Genomic DNA, 17,297 nt, shown 5'->3' with positions numbered 1-17,297 from the left:
GAAAAGTCATGGAATTTCTCAACGCCTTTTCCCACCTCGACTGGCAGCAGGTGATGCACCTGACCTGGCAGCACATCACCCTGGTTGGCATCGCGGTAACGCTGGCGATTTTCATCGGTGTGCCGCTGGGCATCCTGATGACGCGCTTCCCGAGCCTCGCCGGTCCCTTGCAGGCCAGCGCCACGGTGCTGCTGACCGTGCCGTCGATTGCCCTGTTCGGACTGCTGCTGCCGTTCTACTCCAAGTTCGGCCAGGGCCTGGGGCCAATGCCGGCAATCACCGCGGTGTTCCTCTATTCGCTGCTACCGATCATGCGCAACACCTATCTCGCCCTGACCGGCGTCGAGCCGGGCATTCGTGAAGCTGCACGCGGCATCGGCATGACCTTCGGCCAGCGCCTGCGCATGGTTGAGTTGCCGATTGCAGTGCCGGTGATCCTCGCCGGGGTGCGCACCGCCGTGGTGATGAACATCGGCGTGATGACCATCGCCGCGACCATCGGCGCCGGTGGCCTTGGCGTGCTGATCCTCGCCTCCATCAGCCGCAGCGACATGTCGATGCTGATCGTCGGCGCGCTGCTGGTCAGTCTTCTGGCGATCTTCGCCGACCTTCTCCTGCAGTGGCTGCAACGTACGCTGACTCCAAAAGGACTCCTCAAATGATCGAACTTCAAAACCTCAGCAAGACCTTCCAGAGCAACGGCAAAGATGTCAAAGCCGTGGACTCGGTGAGCCTGACCGTCAATGAAGGCGAAATCTGTGTGTTCCTCGGGCCATCGGGTTGCGGCAAAAGCACCACGCTGAAAATGATCAACCGCCTGATCAAGCCGACCTCGGGCAAGATCCTGATCAACGGCGAAGACACCACCGACCTCGACGAAGTCACCCTGCGCCGCAACATCGGCTACGTGATCCAGCAGATCGGCCTGTTCCCGAACATGACCATCGAAGAGAACATCGTCGTGGTGCCGAAACTGCTCGGCTGGGACAAACAGAAATGCCACGACCGCGCTCGCGAACTGATGAGCATGATCAAGCTCGAGCCCAAGCAGTATCTGCATCGCTATCCGCGTGAACTGTCCGGCGGCCAGCAACAGCGTATCGGTGTGATCCGCGCATTGGCGGCGGATGCGCCGTTGTTGCTGATGGACGAGCCGTTTGGTGCGGTCGACCCGATCAATCGCGAGATGATCCAGAACGAGTTCTTCGAGATGCAGCGCGCGCTGAACAAGACCGTGATCATGGTCAGCCACGACATCGACGAGGCGATCAAACTCGGTGACAAGATCGCGATCTTCCGTGCCGGCAAACTGCTGCAGATCGATCATCCGGACACCCTGCTCGCGCATCCGGCAGATGATTTCGTCAGCAACTTCGTCGGCCAGGACAGCACCCTCAAACGCCTGCTGCTGGTGAAGGCTGAAGACGCAGCGGACAACGCGCCGTCAGTCAGCCCCGAAACCCCGGTGGCCGATGCGCTGGAGTTGATGGACGAGCATGACCGACGCTATGTGGTGGTCACCTGTGCCGAGAACAAGGCGCTGGGCTATGTGCGTCGTCGCGACCTGCACCGCCAGACCGGCACCTGCGCGCAGTATCTGCGTGAGTTCAACGCCACCGCGGCGTACGACGAACACCTGCGCATCCTGTTGTCGCGCATGTACGAGTTCAACCGTTCGTGGCTGCCGGTGATGGATGCCGAGCGGGTGTTCCTCGGTGAGGTGACGCAGGAGTCGATTGCGGCTTACCTGAGCTCGGGTCGTTCGCGCGGGATGAAGACCAATATCGTCTCGCCGGCTGAGGCTGTGGTCGCGTAAAAACACCTGACCTGTGGGAGCGAGCCTGCTCGCGAATGCGTAGTGGCCGTCGGCGGTGACGTCGGCTGTGAAAATGTCTTCGCGAGCAAGCCCGCTCCCACAGGATTCGTGCAATTTCCTGATGATTCGCAGGGCGGAAAAGAATCTCAACAGCTGCGTTCACAGAACCTCTGCAAACACCCGCTCCCAAACGGCCAAAATCCCCCTCACATCCACCTCCCGCCGCCAACGTCGCCGATGTTGCGCCGATCACACTTCCCCGCTAATTAGCCGACAAAAGCCGCGAACGTGCAGGTATTTTTAACACATGAAAATTCCCGGGGAACATCTGTCCGTCATCTCGGTCGGCTACAAAGAGTGATATCCGCGACGTACGTCAGAAGCGTGCAAAAACGCGACATTTTTAGTTGATCTCAGGCCCCTCACGCCCTAAAGTTCGCGCCGAACGTCCATGCTGGAAACGATCCATCCGGCTCAAGTACTGACGACGAGACAGCAAGGCCAAGGGCAAAAACGCCCGTGGCCTTTTTGCTTTCGGCGACATGCCTTGGGAAGTAGGCGAACCAAAGTGGGGATACGGAGGACGTTCATTTACACCCATGTTTTTACCCGTTTGCCCATAGGAGCACTCCAGCATGTCGATCCAGGTCGAAGACTATTTCGCGCGCGAAACCTTTCAGAAAATGAAGGCGTTCGCCGACAAACATGAAACCCCGTTCGTGGTGATCGACACCGCGATGATCGCCCAGGCCTACGACGACCTGCGCGCCGGTTTCGAATTCGCCAAGGTCTACTACGCGGTCAAGGCCAACCCGGCTGTCGAGATCATCGACCTGCTCAAAGAGAAAGGCTCGAGCTTCGACATCGCCTCCATCTATGAGCTGGACAAAGTGCTGAGCCGTGGCGTCAGCCCGGACCAGATCAGCTACGGCAATACCATCAAAAAGTCCAAGGACATCCGCTACTTCTACGAGAAGGGTGTGCGCCTGTTCGCCACCGACTCCGAAGCCGACCTGCGCAACATTGCCAAGGCTGCGCCGGGTGCGAAAGTCTATGTGCGCATCCTCACCGAAGGCTCAACCACCGCTGACTGGCCACTGTCGCGCAAGTTCGGCTGCCAGACCGACATGGCCATGGACCTGCTGATCCTCGCCCGCGACCTGGGCCTGGTGCCGTACGGCATCTCGTTCCACGTCGGTTCGCAACAGCGCGACATCAGTGTCTGGGACGCGGCGATCGCCAAGGTCAAAGTGATCTTCGAACGCCTGAAAGAAGAAGACGGCATTCACTTGAAGCTGATCAACATGGGTGGCGGCTTCCCGGCCAACTACATCACCCGCACCAACAGCCTGGAAACCTACGCCGAAGAAATCATCCGCTTCCTGAAGGAAGACTTCGGCGATGACCTGCCGGAAATCATTCTGGAACCGGGCCGTTCGCTGATTGCCAACGCCGGTATTCTGGTCAGCGAAGTGGTACTGGTTGCGCGTAAATCCCGCACCGCCGTCGAGCGCTGGGTGTATACCGATGTGGGCAAGTTCTCCGGCCTGATCGAAACCATGGACGAGGCGATCAAGTTCCCGATCTGGACCGAGAAGAAAGGCGAGATGGAAGAAGTGGTCATCGCCGGCCCGACCTGCGACAGCGCCGACATCATGTACGAGAACTACAAATACGGCCTGCCGCTGAACCTGGCCATCGGTGATCGCCTGTACTGGCTGTCGACCGGTGCGTACACCACCAGTTACAGCGCCGTCGAATTCAATGGCTTCCCGCCGCTGAAATCGTTCTACGTGTAATACGTAGCGATTGAGAAAAAGGCCCATGAGCAATCATGGGCCTTTTTTTATGGGCGCAGCCACGCCTCAAGATGATCAAGCATTGCCATGCACTCATTGGCGCTCTCGGTCATCGCGGCGAGTTTGAAATTCAGCTCACTCAGTTTCACCGCAGCCTTCGCCTGCAAGAGTTGATTGCACACGTTGTCGAGGCGCTGATAAAGCGCTTCGATGAATAGCCCCATCTGCGTATTCACCGACACGAACCCATTGAATAACGCCGCGATATCAGCCTGGTATTCAGCCGCCCTGATGGCCGGATCGGTCGATGCATAAGCCAGATCCCAGACAGGCGTCGTCAATGAATCGCCAAACAACCCTTCGGCAACGGTTGGCGTCGCATGACACAGGCAGGAGCGGTGATCCATAGCGCCGAGAAACACTGACTTCAAGCCAAATGACTCGTCGTACACTTCCACGACTGTGTATTTCAGCTGCCGTATCTCGGCCTGCAGCGCATAGAAACGCAGTGCCAGTTCGTGGATCAGGTCAGGCACATCCTCTGCTGGGAACAACTGCCAGCTGGTCGACCGCGAAAGGCTGAACAGCCGAAAGTCCACCTGGCTGACAGGCTCGTGTCTGGAGGTGTTGCCTGTGATATCCAGGGCTTCGCGGGTAAACACTTGCAGATCCCCTAGATACCCTGCGCCAAGACGCCTCGACGCTTCGGTACGAGCCCAGAAATCCTGCAGATAGCGCTGATTGAACCGGGCGTTCTCCAGACGCGAGTCTTTGGCCAGGACGGCCAATTGATGCCCTGCCTTTCTCCGGCGCTCGAAGACCAGCGGTATCGCATTGAATGTCGTCGGCAAGGTGCCGAGAAATCGCGCGTAACGGTCCAGTACACGCCGTTGCATCGCTGAAAATTCATAAGCCAAAGCATTCATGCCGTTTCAGGAAAGGCAGGCTAGTCGCCCACCTTTCCAGCTCCTTGTTATTGATGAATGCTCTGTAGATGCCTGACGACTTCGGCGACTCGATCAATCGCTGCTTGCGCCCGGGTTTCAACGGGAAGCGCAGTGTTCTGTCTGAAATCATTGGCGAAGCGGGTAAAGTCATCGATCAGAACGCTGAACTCTCCAGCGTAAGCCGCACGGCCGTCATCCAGTTGATCCAGGGTTTCGACCAGCTCGATCCGGCCTTCAATGCGCGCGAGGTCTTTGCTGTATTTGTTGATCTGTGTGCGCAGATCACCTGCCTGTTCATTCAGCCGGTTGTACGCTGCCAGCATATTGAGAAAGGAAACGGCCTCGCCAATGCCGGAAATCAGTTTCTTCAGCGTCTCGATAGCCAGCAGGGCAACTTGCACCTGAGGTGGCGCCAGTCCCAATGCCTTCAGGCTTTCCAGAGACAACTGCGCTTGTTCGCCAATTTTCTCGATGCCAGCCTTGGCGATCAGATCAATACCCTCGGAAACAGACTTCATTTCGGTCGTCAGGTCTGCGAGTTTTTTGTCGGATCTGGCCTTGAGCTCGATCGTGGTGACACGCTCGGCCTTGAGCGTCACGATCCACTCGGCCGAGGCGCTGCGATCGTAATAAGCGCTGATGCTCTTGTGCACAGCTTTCAGATCTTCGTTCTGCACCGCCACCTTGTTGAAGATATTCTTCAGCTCGACCTCCATATCCTCGCGAACTTCGTCCGCGTCGTCCGGATACTCCAGCTCAGCTTGATAGCTGCGCAGTTTTTTATCGGCGCGTTCCAGGTAAATGCTGGTGGCCTGTGCCTGACTCCGCAGATCGTAGGTGGCCTTGTTGATGGCGAGCGCCAGATTGTTCATGGCCCCGACAGTTCCAGGCATGTAATCGAATTGCTCGAAGAGCATCTGAGCCGTGGTATTAAGACCCTGCACACCCGCATTATGCTCACGCAGGCGGGGCATGTTGAATGCGGGTACAGCCGAACTAACCGATAGCAAAGACATCATTGACCCACTCCGAACAACCAGCCCACTTCTTTCATATTCCCTGTCAGCCTCTTCAAACACTTTCAGCAACTGATCAGAGCTGACTTTTATCTGCTCCCAGGGATCGATGATACTCAGTAATTGAATCTTGAAACGGCGTAGCGAAGTCGCTTCGAAAATACCGTCAACTTCCTTGAACGACGCCTCGACGTAATCACTGAGGGCATTCCATACCAGCATCAGGTTCTGAGTCGCGACCTCGGCTTCAATCGCCACGTAACTCAAATTCTGCAAATCATCTCGAACCTTGTTCAACGAACTCAGCGTCTGGTTCTTGCTTGCCATACTCTGGTTATCGACCTGCTGCAGTTGCTTCAGGCGATTACGTTCAGAGCGGATTTTCTCGGCCTTGACGCCTTGGTAAATGCCAAGAATCAATCCGCCAATATTCAGGGTGGCTGCCGACTTGATCGCTTCCTGCACCAGTTGATCGTACTGTTTGTTCAGTTCATCAATTTCTTTTGCGCGCTGATCAATGACTTCCTGCAGCGCCTTGGTATCGTTCTGATAAGTGTTCCTGGAGACGAACTGCAGCCGCAAGGCAATTTCCGGCAGCACCTTTTCACGCATATCGGCGCCAAAACTGTCCAGCAGGGCCCGAACGCGCTCGGCTTCCTGATGACAATGCGCAACTTTTGCCAACAGGTCATTGAGATACGCCTTGATATCCAGGATATCTTCCGAAGACAGGTCAAGATCAGGCAGACCCGGAATCTGCCGTTGCAGATTCAGGTATTCCTCAGGCGTATTGATGTTGTGCTCTTCGAGATACCTCGAGGCCTTGAGATCCTCATACACTTCAACAATGGCGTTACCCGTGCGGATAATACTGCCAGCAAAGATTCTCAGATCGTTACCGGTCAACATGATCTTTTCGCGCAATGGCGACCAGCGTTTGGCGTGATCATAGGTCATGCTGAAGGTACGCAGGAAATCTCCCGCTTTCAGGCCCACGCCGCCTTCATCACCCGCACCATAGTTCAGATAGGCAATAACATCTTGCAACCGGACGGGCAGCGAGAGGCCGAGAACTTCATACTTCCTTAGACTGATAATTTGCTCTTTGGTCAGTTGTATACCGGTACCACGGTTATATTCCTCACCCACGCCCAGCGAGGCATTTACAAATGCCAGAGGCGCTTTCGCGGCGGCCTCGACCACCTTGTCATTTAACTTGAGTTCCATCAAAGACTCCTTGTCTTCCGTGGATATTAATAACGGCTAATTTATTTTCGATGTAGACAAGAAACTTCCAATCACTTGAACAACATCGAACCCGACAGTAGGCAGATACAACTAATTCGCCAAGTTATTAACTATTAAAATTAAATACAAGAAGCAGAAAAGCCAACTAACCAATGGCCAACCGAAAGACTTTTTAATGACTCAAGCGAAGAGCAATTCCCCAAGCCGCTGCCGATAAGCATCGGCCATCTGGCGAATCGACGGATGACGGGCGCTCGATAATGAACCCATGCTCACCCGCAGAAAATTCACGTTCCCTGTAGCCAGTGCCTTGCGCAACCAGCCCAGTGCGTCCTCGATCAATCCAGCATCAGCCAGCATTGCGGCATAACTGAACTGCCCACGAAAATCTCCGCCCTCGGCCGAGCGTCGGTACCAGTCGCGTGCGGCGACCGGGTCGGCCCGACAGACCAGCCCTTCTTCCAGATAACGCCCCAGCAGGTTCATCGACTTGGCGTGGCCGGCTTCAGCGGCGCGCTGATACAGCCCCAGGGCCTGAGCATGATCCAACGTCACTCCGCGCCCGGTACCCAACAGGTTGGCCAGGTTGTACATCGCCCAATCCAGCCCCGCGTCAGCGGCAATTCGATAATGCTGCGCGGCAATCGCGGCATTCGCCACACACCCCCAGCCATGTTCATGACAACGCCCCAGCATGTTGCGCGCCATCAAGTGCCCTTGCCCGGCAGCGATACCAAACCAGCGCAGTGCCAAGGGTTGATCCTGGGCGATGCCACGGCCATCGAGCAGGATCTGCCCGAGCAGCGCCTGCGCTTCAACAATGCCCTGGCCGGCCGCGAGCAGAATCGCCTGCGCCGCACGCGCCGGGCTTTCTTCAAGCATGGCGTTGAGCTGGGCGCCGTCGAGTACTTCTTCGCGTCGCAGTTGAAAACTCATACCTCGACCCAGCGCCGCAAGAGATTGTGATAGGTGCCGGTGAGACGGACCAGCGACGGATGATCGGGCATGTCTTGCGTCAGTTGCTGGATCGCCCCATCCATCTCGAACAGCAGGGCGCGCTGGCTGTCTTCGCGCACCAGACTTTGGGTCCAGAAGAACGACGCATAACGCGCGCCGCGGGTGACGGCATTGACCTTGTGCAGGCTGGTGCCGGGGTATAGCACCATGTCGCCGGCGGGCAGTTTCACCCGTTGCGTGCCGAAAGTATCCTGGATCTCCAGCTCGCCGCCGTCGTAATCCTCGGGTTCGCTGAAAAACAGCGTGGCCGACAGATCGGTGCGCACCCGCTCGATGCTGCCTTTGGGCTGACGCACGGCGTTGTCGATGTGAAAGTCGAAACTGCCGCCCGCCGTGTAGCAGTTGAGTAACGGCGGGAATACTTTGTGCGGCAGCGCGGCCGACATGAACAGCGGATTTTTCCACAACCGTTCGAGCATCGCTGCGCCGATTTCTTTGGCCAGTGGGTGGCCTTCCGGGAGCTGCAGATTGTGCTTGGCCTTCGCCGACTGATAGCCGGCGGTGATCTTGCCATCGGCCCAATCCGCCTGCTCCAGCGCCTCGCGGATGCGCTGCACTTCTGCTTTGGCGAACAGGCCGGGGATGTGCAGCAGCATGGCGATCGTACCTGATGGTAAAGGGATGCCAATGGTATTGATTCTTATTGGCTGTGTAAAACCCGCACGACGAATGAATCGGCAAAAACCGTAAGGTTAAATTGTAAAGAATGTAAATTCGTCGCGAATAACAATGTTTCGCAATTGATACGAATACCTGTTTACCCTATATTCCGCGACCTCAAATCCTTGGGGAGGGGAATAAAAATGTCACGTCAACAGGTTCAATTGCCGGTCAGTTCACCACGTTTGCTTGCTTCGGCCATTGGTGTTGCCATCACCGCCGGCTCTGCTGGGCACATGGTCTTCGCCGCGGAAAAGACCGACAGCAAAGCGTCCGGCAATGCCATCGCTCTGGACGCTACCGCCATCACCGGCGAAGCGCAGGACTCGACGTCCTACCAGGTCGAAAAAGCCTCCTCGCCCAAGTACACCGCGCCGCTGGTCGACACGCCGCGCTCGGTCACCGTCATTCCGCAACAAGTCCTGAAAGACACCGGCGCCCTGAACATGCAGGACGCGCTGCGCACCGTGCCGGGCATCACCTTCGGTGCCGGTGAAGGCGGCAACCCGCAGGGCGATCGTCCGTTCATTCGTGGTTTCGATGCCCAGGGCGACACCTACCTCGACGGCGTGCGCGACACCGGTTCGCAGAGTCGCGAAATCTTTGCCGTGGAAAACATCGAAGTCAGCAAGGGCCCGAACTCCGCCATCGGCGGTCGCGGCGCGGCTGGCGGCAGCATCAACCTGGTGAGCAAGAAAGCGCACCTGGGCAATTCGTTTGATGGTGGTTTCACCTGGGGTTCCGACCAGACCCAGCGTTACACCCTGGACGGCAACTACCAGTTCAGCGACACCGCTGCCGGCCGCCTGAACCTGATGAGCCACGAGAGCAATGTCGCCGGTCGCGACAAGGTCGACTACGATCGCTGGGGTATCGCGCCGTCCCTGGCGTTTGGCCTGGGCACCGACACCCGCGTCAATCTTGACTACTACCATCTGGAAAGCAACGACACCCCGGACTCGGGCATCCCTTACACCATTCCGGCCGGCGGTTCGGCAGCACGCACCAAGTCCAACCCGGACAAGCCGTACGCCGGTGGTGATCACAGCAACTTCTACGGTCTGGATCGCGACTTCCGCAAGGGCCGCACCGACACCGCGACCTTCGCCATCGAGCATGACCTGAGCGACTCGCTGACCATCAAGAACACCCTGCGCCACGGCACCAGCATGCAGGATTACATCTTGACTCAGCCGGACGACAGCAAGGGCAACGTCAACAATGGCAGCGTCTGGCGCCGTGCCAACACGCGGGTCAGCAACACCGAGACCACCACCAACCAGACTGATCTGTTCGGCAATTTCTACGTCGCCGGTTTCAAGAACAGCTTCTCCACCGGTGTCGAATACACCCGTGAGGAAGGCCAGAAGTCCTCGTACAACGTCAACACTGACACCACGCCGCGCACCAGCGCCGCGACCACCAATTGCACCCCGTCGATGATTGGCGCATCGAGCGGCTACAACTGCACCTCGCTGTCGAACCCGAACCCGAACGATCCGTGGAACGGCGCGATCTCGCGCAACTACGCCGGCACCGACACCAAGGCCAACACTTACGCGCTGTATGCGTTCGACACCCTGGAGTTGTCCGAGCAGTGGCTGGTGAACATGGGCCTGCGTTACGACCATTTCGACACCGACTACAAGACCTACAACAACGCCGGCACCACCACCTCCAAGGGTGATGACACCAGCGAATTCGTCACCGGTCAGTTCGGCGTGGTCTACAAACCGGCACCGAACGGCAGCATCTACGCCTCCTACGCGACTTCCGCGACACCACCGGGCAACACCCTCGGCGAAGGCCAGGAAGGCAACCCGCTGGGTGGCACCCCGGATCGCAATGGCAACCTGCTCAAGAGCGACATGGAGCCGGAAACCACCAAGAACTACGAAATCGGCACCAAGTGGGATCTGTTGAACGATCGCCTGTCGCTGACCGCTGACATCTTCCGCACCGAAAAAGAAAACGCTCGTGTACAAGTCGACACCACCTCCTACGAGAACGCCGGCAAGACCCGCGTGCAAGGTATCGAGCTGTCGGCCAGCGGCAAGATCACTGACAAGTGGCAAGTGTTCGCCGGCTACGCCTACATGGACAGCGAACAGGTGGACGGCGGTGACCTGCCAGCCAACAAAATCAACAACGGTAACGAGTTGCCCAACACGCCGAAAAACAGCGCCAGCCTGTGGACCACTTATCAGGTCACGCCGAAGCTGACCCTCGGTGGCGGCGCGTTCTACGTCGACGACGTTTACGGCAGCGTGGCCAACACCACCATGGTCGATTCCTATGTACGTTACGACGCGATGGCCGCCTACAAGCTGAGCAAGAACGTCGACCTGCAACTCAACGTGCAAAACCTGACCAATGAAACCTACTACGACAAAGCCTTCTCGACCCACTTCGCCAACCAGGCGGCGGGCCGTACGGCGCTGTTGAGCACCAACTTCCACTTCTGACCGATGTGGAAACTGTGGGAGCGAGCCTGCTCGCGAAGCGGTGGGTCAGTTAAGTAGAGGCTGACTGACACGACGCCTTCGCGAGCAGGCTCGCTCCCACAAGGTATGCGCCGCAGGCTTGGCCCCGTTCATCGACTGAACGGGGCCTTTGTGCGTAATCAAAGAAGCTCTCGACAACCCACGGCATAATGCGCGCCGTGAAACAAATTTCGAACGGACAAGGCGAGCGACGTGTTGAAGAAAACCCTGTTCCAGTTGCACTGGTTTTTCGGCATCACTGCCGGGCTGGTGCTGGCCCTGATGGGCATTACCGGTGCCGCCTATTCGTTCCAGGACGAAATTCTGCGGGCGCTGAACCCGTCGGTGTTGCAGGTGGAAAAACAGGTCGCTGGCGTCCTGCCTCCAGTCGAGCTGGTGGAACACATCGAAGCGAACTCCGGCAAGAAAGTCGGGATGCTCTGGGTCGAGACCGACAGTGGCAACGCCGCGCGCGTCTACTTCACCCCGCCAAAAGGCGAACGCCGTGGCGAGATGCGCTACTTCAACCCATACACCGGCGAGTTCATGGGCGACGCCGTGGGTCAGGACTTCTTCGGCCTGATGCTGCAACTGCACCGCTTTCTCGCCATGGGCGACACCGGGCGCAACATCACCGGCGCCTGCACCCTGATCCTGCTGTTCTTCTGCCTCTCCGGGCTGTACCTGCGCTGGCCACGCCAGTGGAACAGCTGGCGCGTGTGGCTGACCCTTGACTGGAAGAAAAAGGGCCGCAGCTTCAACTGGGATCTGCACTCGGTGGCTGGCACCTGGTGCCTGCTGGTGTATTTGCTGCTGGCGTTGACCGGGTTGTCCTGGTCGTACGAGTGGTACAACAAGGGCCTGACCAGACTGCTTTCCGATGCGCCGCAAAACGAGCGCGCGCGCGGCGGTCGCGGCCCGGCGCCAGAAGGTCCGGCACCGACCGCCGACTATGCGGCGATGTGGAGCAGCATCTACAGCGCTGCCGGCCCGGGCCTGTCGGCCTACAACATCCGCATGCCGCCAGTGGCCGGGCAACCGGCGACCGTGTTCTACCTGCTCGACAGCTCGCCGCATGATCGCGCGCTGAACCAGATCACCCTCGACCCGGCCACCGGTGTGGTCAAACGCGTTGATCGCTACGCTGACAAGAGCTTCAAGGCGCAGCTGTTGACCAGCATTTACGCGCTGCACGTCGGCAGCTATTTCGGTCTGGTCGGACGGATCATCGTCACTCTCGCGGCGGTGTGCATGCCGCTGTTTTTCATCACCGGGTGGCTGTTGTATCTGGATCGCCGACGCAAGAAAAAGCAGATTCAGGACGCGCGCAAAGGTCTTCAGGCACCGGCCGCTGATGCACCGGCATGGCTGGTGGGTTTCGCCAGCCAGAGCGGTTTTGCCGAACAACTGGCGTGGCAGACCGCCGGACAATTGCAGGCCGCCGGGTTGCCGGTGAAGGTGCAGCCGCTAGCGAACGTCAGCGCGCAGGATCTGCGTGAATCGAATAACGCTCTGTTCGTGGTCAGCACCTTCGGCGACGGCGAAGCACCGGACAGCGCCCGCGGTTTCGAGCGCAAAGTGCTGAGCAACGCTGCAAGCTTCGACGGCCTGAACTATGCGGTGCTGGGCCTCGGCGACCGCCAGTACCAGAATTTCTGCGGCTTCGCCCGACGCCTGCATCAGTGGTTGGGCGAGCACGGCGGCAAGACCCTGTTTGCCCCGGTCGAAGTCGACAGCGGCGACCCCTACGCCCTGCGTCATTGGCAAACCCAGCTCGGACAGCTGACCGGGCAAGCGCCGGTCGACACCTGGCAAGCGCCGAGCTACGACAACAGGACGCTGGTCAGCCGCGAACTGATGAACCCCGACAGCAGCGGCGCGCCGGTTTACCTGCTGGGCCTGAAGGCGCCGAGCACCAGCAGCTGGCTGGCCGGCGATCTGGTGGAAGTGCTGCCGCGCAACTGCCCGTGGGCCATCGAACACTTCCTCGACGGCCTCGGCATTCGTGGCGAAACCACGGTGAAGATCAACGGACTCGAAGAGCCACTGGAAATCGCCCTCGCCAGCCGCCAGTTGCCCGAGCATCGCGCGCATCTGGTCGGCCTGCATGCACAAGCGCTGGTGGATGCGATGGTGCCGCTGGCCATGCGCGAATACTCGATCGCCTCGATTGCCGCCGACGGCGTGCTGGAGTTGATCGTGCGCCAGGAGCAGCACAGCGATGGCAGCCTCGGCATCGGCTCCGGCTGGCTGACCGAACATGCGCCCGTGGGCGGCAGCATCAGCCTGCGCGTGCGACGCAACAGTGGCTTCCACTTGCCAAACGAACCGGTGCCGATGATTCTGCTGGGCAACGGCACCGGCCTCGCCGGATTGCGCAGCCTGCTCAAGGCGCGCATCGCCGACGGTCAGCAGCGTCACTGGCTGCTGTTCGGCGAGCGCAATCGTCAGCACGATTTCCTCTGCCGGGCGGAGCTGGAAGAGTGGTTGATCAATGGTGATCTGGCGCGGCTGGACCTGGCGTTTTCGCGGGATCAGGCGCAAAAGATTTACGTGCAGGATCGCCTGCGCGAATCCGCTGACGAGCTAAAAAAATGGCTGGCTGACGGTGCGGTGATCTACATCTGCGGCAGCCTGCAGGGCATGGCCGCCGGCGTCGATCAGGCACTCAACGACATCCTCGGTACCACCGAAGTCGAACGTCTGATCGAACAGGGCCGCTACCGCCGCGACGTGTACTGACACCCATCATTACCCGGTGGGAGCGGGCTTGCTCGCGAAGGCGCCGTGCCAGTCGATATCGACTTCGCTGACACACCGTCTTCGCGAGCAAGCCCGCTCCCACAGGTTCTCAGCGTCTAAACGGGCTGCAATTTCTGCTCGAAAACCGCTACCCCATTCAAATCCCGCAACACCACGCTCATCTCCCCGCTCTGCCCTTCGATGTTCACCTCGCCAAAGAACTGAAACCCGGCAAACGGTGAAGCATTCTGCGTGGGCGGAGCCTTCTGGAACACCACTTCCGGGCCGAAGGTCTTGTCCAGCGGATTAGGCCCGAAACTCCCGGCATTCAATGGCCCGGCGACAAACTCCCAGAACGGTTCGAAGTCCTGAAACGCCGCGCGGTCCGGGTGGTAGTGATGCGCCGCACAGTAATGCACGTCCGCCGTGAGAAACACGAAATTGCGCACCTGCTGCGCGCGCAGAAAACCGAGCAACTCGGCGACTTCCAGCTCTCGTCCCTGAGCCGGGCCGGGATCACCGTTGGCCACCGCCTCCCAGCGCGCCACACCCGGGCTGACTTCACCGTCAGGCACGCCGAGGCCGATCGGCATGTCGGCGGCGATTACCTTCCACTGCGCCTTGGAATGCTTCAAGCCACGCTTGAGCCAGTCCAGTTGCTCACGCCCCAAAAACGGTTTGGCCGCGCCGAGGTTGTCGTCGTTGGCCCCGCGATAGCTGCGCATGTCGAGCACGAACACATCGAGCATCGACCCGTAGCTGAGCTTGCGATAAATTCGCCCGCCGCCGTCGGCCGCCTGCAAACGCATCGGCGAATATTCCAGCCAGGCCTTGCGTGCACGGCCGACCAGGGTGTGGATATCTTTTTCCTGATAACGCTCGTCGAGCTGCTTGCCCGGCGACCAGTTGTTGACCACTTCGTGGTCGTCCCACTGCCAGATCTGCGGGACTTCGGCGTTGAAACGGCGGATGTTTTCGTCCATCAGGTTGTAGCGATAATTGCCGCGATAATCGTCAAGGTTCTGCGCGACTTTGCTCTTGGCCTCGGTGGTGAGGTTGCGCCAGATCCGCCCGCCCTCTGTGGTCAGTTGCGCCGGCACCGGGCCGTCGGCGTAGATGGTGTCGCCGCTGTGGATAAAGAAGTCCGGCAGGCGCAGGCGCATGGATTCGTAGATGCGCATGCCGCCGATGTCCGGATTGATGCCGAAGCCCTGGCCGACGGTGTCGCCACTCCAGACGAAACGGATATTGCGCCGCGCCTTCGGAGCGCTGCGCAAATGGCCGAGCCACGGTTCGCTGGCGACGCCAGATTGCGCGTCCTTGAAATACACCCGATAGAAAACCGCCTGATCGGCGGGCAGCCCGGTGAGTTCGACACGGGCGGTGAAGTCAGTGCGCGCATCGGCCAGTGGCGAGACTACCCGGCGCGGGTGACGAAACTGGCTGCGGGTGTCCCACTCGACCACCATCCGCGCCGGACGATCAGTACGGCTCCAGATCATCGCGCGGTCGCCTTGCAGGTCGCCGGACTGCACGCCGTCGGTGAGTTGCGGCCGATCCTTGACCGACGCGATCACCGCCGGCGCCAGCCCCGGCATCAGCAGCCCGGCACCGACAACCTGCATGACCCGTCGACGCCCCGGATTGAAATCGCTCATGCGTGTTCTCCCTGAAAAAAGGAAAACTTAAGCACGGCTATATGAACTCGCCATGACACCACTAACCATTGTGGGAGCGAGCCTGCTCGCGAAAGCGGTGTACCAGTCAACATACATGTCGCTGGCAGATTGCATTCGCGAGCAGGCTCGCTCCCACAGGGTTTTGTGGAGCCAGTTAAGCCTTCGCCGGTTCCAGCGCCAACTCAACGGCTTCCGGGCGCTTGACCGTCGCATAGACAACGGCCGTCAACAGACTCCCCGCGACAATCGCCAGCAGATACAGCAACGCATGATTGATCGCATTCGGGATCGCCAGCACAAACAAGCCACCGTGCGGTGCCATCAGTTTGCAGCCGAAGTACATCGACAACGCGCCGGTCAACGCACCGCCGGCGATGCTCGCCGGAATCACTCGCAGCGGGTCTTTCGCGGCAAACGGAATCGCCCCTTCGGAGATGAAGCACAGCCCCAGCACCAGCGCCGCTTTACCGGCCTCGCGCTCGGTCTGGGCAAACTTGCGGCGAGCAATGAAAGTGGCAATGCCCAGCCCAATTGGCGGCACCATGCCGGCAGCCATGGTCGCGGCCATCGGCGCATAACTCTGCGAAGCCAGCAGCCCCACCGAGAAGGCATACGCGGCTTTGTTGATCGGGCCGCCGAGGTCGACGCACATCATGCCGCCGAGCAACACGCCGAGCAGGATCGCGTTGGTGGTGCCCATGCTGTCGAGAAAATGCGTCAGTGCCGCAAGCATCCCCGCGACCGGTTTACCGACCACGTAGATCATCACCAGACCGGTGATCAGGCTGGCGAACAACGGAATGATCAGAATCGGTTTCAGCGCTTCGAGGCTCTGCGGCAATGCCACATAACGACTGATGGCCTTGGCCGCATAACCGGCGATAAACCCGGCGACGATCCCGCCGATAAACCCTGCCCCCAGCGTGCTGGCGAGCAAGCCACCAATCATCCCCGGCGCCAGGCCCGGGCGGTCGGCGATCGAGTAGGCAATGTACCCGGCGAGCAGCGGCACCATCAGCTTGAACGCGGTTTCGCCGCCGATCTGCATCAGCGCTGCCGCCAGCGTGCCTTCTTCCTTGAACGCGGTGATGCCGAAGACGAACGACAGCGCGATCATCAGACCACCGGCCACCACCATCGGCAGCATGAACGAAACACCGGTCAGCAGGTGTTTGTAAACCCCGGTTTTCTCTTGCTTGGCCGGCGCCTTGCCGTCGCTCGCAGCGCTCTCGACCTGAGCTTCGGCGAGGGCCTTTTTCAGTGTCGCTTCGGATTGCTTCAAGGCAATCCCGGTGCCGCAACGGTAGATTTTCTTGCCGGCGAAACGCTCGGTGGCGACTTCGATGTCGGCCGCCAGCAACACCACGTCAGCCTCGGCAATGGCCGTCGCACTGAGCGGGGTTTTCGCGCCGACCGAGCCTTGGGTTTCGACGTGCAGTTCATAGCCCAGACGCTTGGCCGTCTGCTGCAACGCCTCGGCCGCCATGAAGGTGTGGGCAACACCCGTCGGGCACGCAGTGATGGCGACGATGCGTGGCGCACGTGGCGCAGCGGCAACCGGGACGGCTTCGCTGGCGACGTAAACTTCAGCCTCTTCAGCACCCCGACGCAGCACCGCTTCGACATCTTGCAGAGCTTGCGCCGGGGCGATGCGGAACACGCGCTTGCCGACGAAACGGCGCATGTCGACGTCACCGGTGGCGACCAGCAACACCCACTCCGCCGCTTCAATGGTGGCAGCCGACAATTCGCGCTCCGGGTGCGCCGCATCGACCACTTCAACGCTGGTGCTCCAGCCCTGACGCTGGGCCGCCGCGTCCAGCAGACGGGCGCACAGCACACTGGTGACCATGCCGTTCGGGCAGGCCGTGACAATGGCTAATTTCATGA

General features: G+C 59.5%; 11 protein-coding genes. 5 read left to right on the top strand and 6 right to left on the bottom strand.

Annotation, left to right across the window (positions count from 1 at the left end; translation table 11 throughout):
• Window positions 1-8: 8 nt before the first annotated feature.
• The 3 genes from ACOYXG_RS03640 to ACOYXG_RS03630 all read left to right on the top strand — a co-directional run bounded on the left by ACOYXG_RS03640 (window position 9) and on the right by ACOYXG_RS03630 (window position 3,615).
• Window positions 9-662 carry an ABC transporter permease gene (locus ACOYXG_RS03640; RefSeq protein WP_003221593.1) on the top strand — a complete coding sequence of 218 codons (654 nt, stop codon included), beginning with the start codon at window positions 9-11 and terminating at the stop codon, window positions 660-662.
• The gene (locus tag ACOYXG_RS03635; RefSeq protein ID WP_003221591.1) at window positions 659-1,816 is read left to right on the top strand and encodes an osmoprotectant ABC transporter ATP-binding protein OsmV; all 1,158 of its coding nucleotides are present in this window, start codon (window positions 659-661) and stop codon (window positions 1,814-1,816) included. Before ACOYXG_RS03640 ends, ACOYXG_RS03635 begins: the two co-directional genes overlap by 4 nt.
• A 635-nt stretch (window positions 1,817-2,451) precedes the next feature.
• Window positions 2,452-3,615, top strand: a complete 1,164-nt coding sequence (locus ACOYXG_RS03630; RefSeq protein ID WP_460355956.1) for a type III PLP-dependent enzyme — start codon at window positions 2,452-2,454, stop codon at window positions 3,613-3,615.
• A 47-nt stretch (window positions 3,616-3,662) separates the two neighbouring features.
• On the opposite strand, the gene ACOYXG_RS03625 is transcribed toward ACOYXG_RS03630, so the two are convergent.
• From ACOYXG_RS03625 to ACOYXG_RS03610, 4 genes are all read right to left on the bottom strand, one after another.
• Window positions 3,663-4,541, bottom strand: coding sequence for a hypothetical protein (locus ACOYXG_RS03625; RefSeq protein ID WP_183784680.1), 879 nt, complete (start codon window positions 4,539-4,541; stop codon window positions 3,663-3,665).
• A gap of 47 nt (window positions 4,542-4,588) precedes the next feature.
• Entirely contained in the window at window positions 4,589-6,805 is a 2,217-nt protein-coding gene (locus ACOYXG_RS03620) for an alpha-xenorhabdolysin family binary toxin subunit A (RefSeq protein WP_183784682.1), read from the bottom strand.
• A gap of 201 nt (window positions 6,806-7,006) precedes the next feature.
• Window positions 7,007-7,762 carry a tetratricopeptide repeat protein gene (locus ACOYXG_RS03615; protein ID WP_115988227.1) on the bottom strand — a complete coding sequence of 252 codons (756 nt, stop codon included), beginning with the start codon at window positions 7,760-7,762 and terminating at the stop codon, window positions 7,007-7,009.
• Window positions 7,759-8,439 carry a Fe2+-dependent dioxygenase gene (locus ACOYXG_RS03610; protein WP_330207661.1) on the bottom strand — a complete coding sequence of 227 codons (681 nt, stop codon included), beginning with the start codon at window positions 8,437-8,439 and terminating at the stop codon, window positions 7,759-7,761. Before ACOYXG_RS03610 ends, ACOYXG_RS03615 begins: the two co-directional genes overlap by 4 nt.
• 207 nt (window positions 8,440-8,646) lie before the next feature.
• Between ACOYXG_RS03610 and ACOYXG_RS03605 the strand changes: the two genes are divergently transcribed.
• Together ACOYXG_RS03605 and ACOYXG_RS03600 are read left to right on the top strand one after the other, a co-directional pair.
• The gene (locus ACOYXG_RS03605; RefSeq protein WP_096795326.1) at window positions 8,647-10,968 is read left to right on the top strand and encodes a TonB-dependent receptor; all 2,322 of its coding nucleotides are present in this window, start codon (window positions 8,647-8,649) and stop codon (window positions 10,966-10,968) included.
• 231 nt (window positions 10,969-11,199) lie between these two features.
• Window positions 11,200-13,728, top strand: a complete 2,529-nt coding sequence (locus ACOYXG_RS03600; protein WP_460355950.1) for a PepSY domain-containing protein — start codon at window positions 11,200-11,202, stop codon at window positions 13,726-13,728.
• 116 nt (window positions 13,729-13,844) lie between these two features.
• Here the strand turns inward: ACOYXG_RS03600 and ACOYXG_RS03595 are convergent, their stop codons facing one another.
• Window positions 13,845-15,386 (bottom strand): alkaline phosphatase D family protein, encoded by a 1,542-nt coding sequence (locus ACOYXG_RS03595; protein WP_460355947.1) that lies wholly within the window; start codon window positions 15,384-15,386, stop codon window positions 13,845-13,847.
• Window positions 15,387-15,561: 175 nt separating this feature from the next.
• A complete protein-coding gene (locus ACOYXG_RS03590) occupies window positions 15,562-17,295 on the bottom strand; it encodes a PTS fructose-like transporter subunit IIB (RefSeq protein ID WP_460355944.1) in 1,734 nt (577 codons plus the stop codon).
• Window positions 17,296-17,297 lie beyond the last annotated feature (2 nt).

Source organism: Pseudomonas sp. G3-39, from assembly GCF_054790485.1.
The sequence above is the reverse complement of the archived record's forward strand: the minus strand, read 5'-3'. Positions and strand labels throughout refer to the sequence as shown.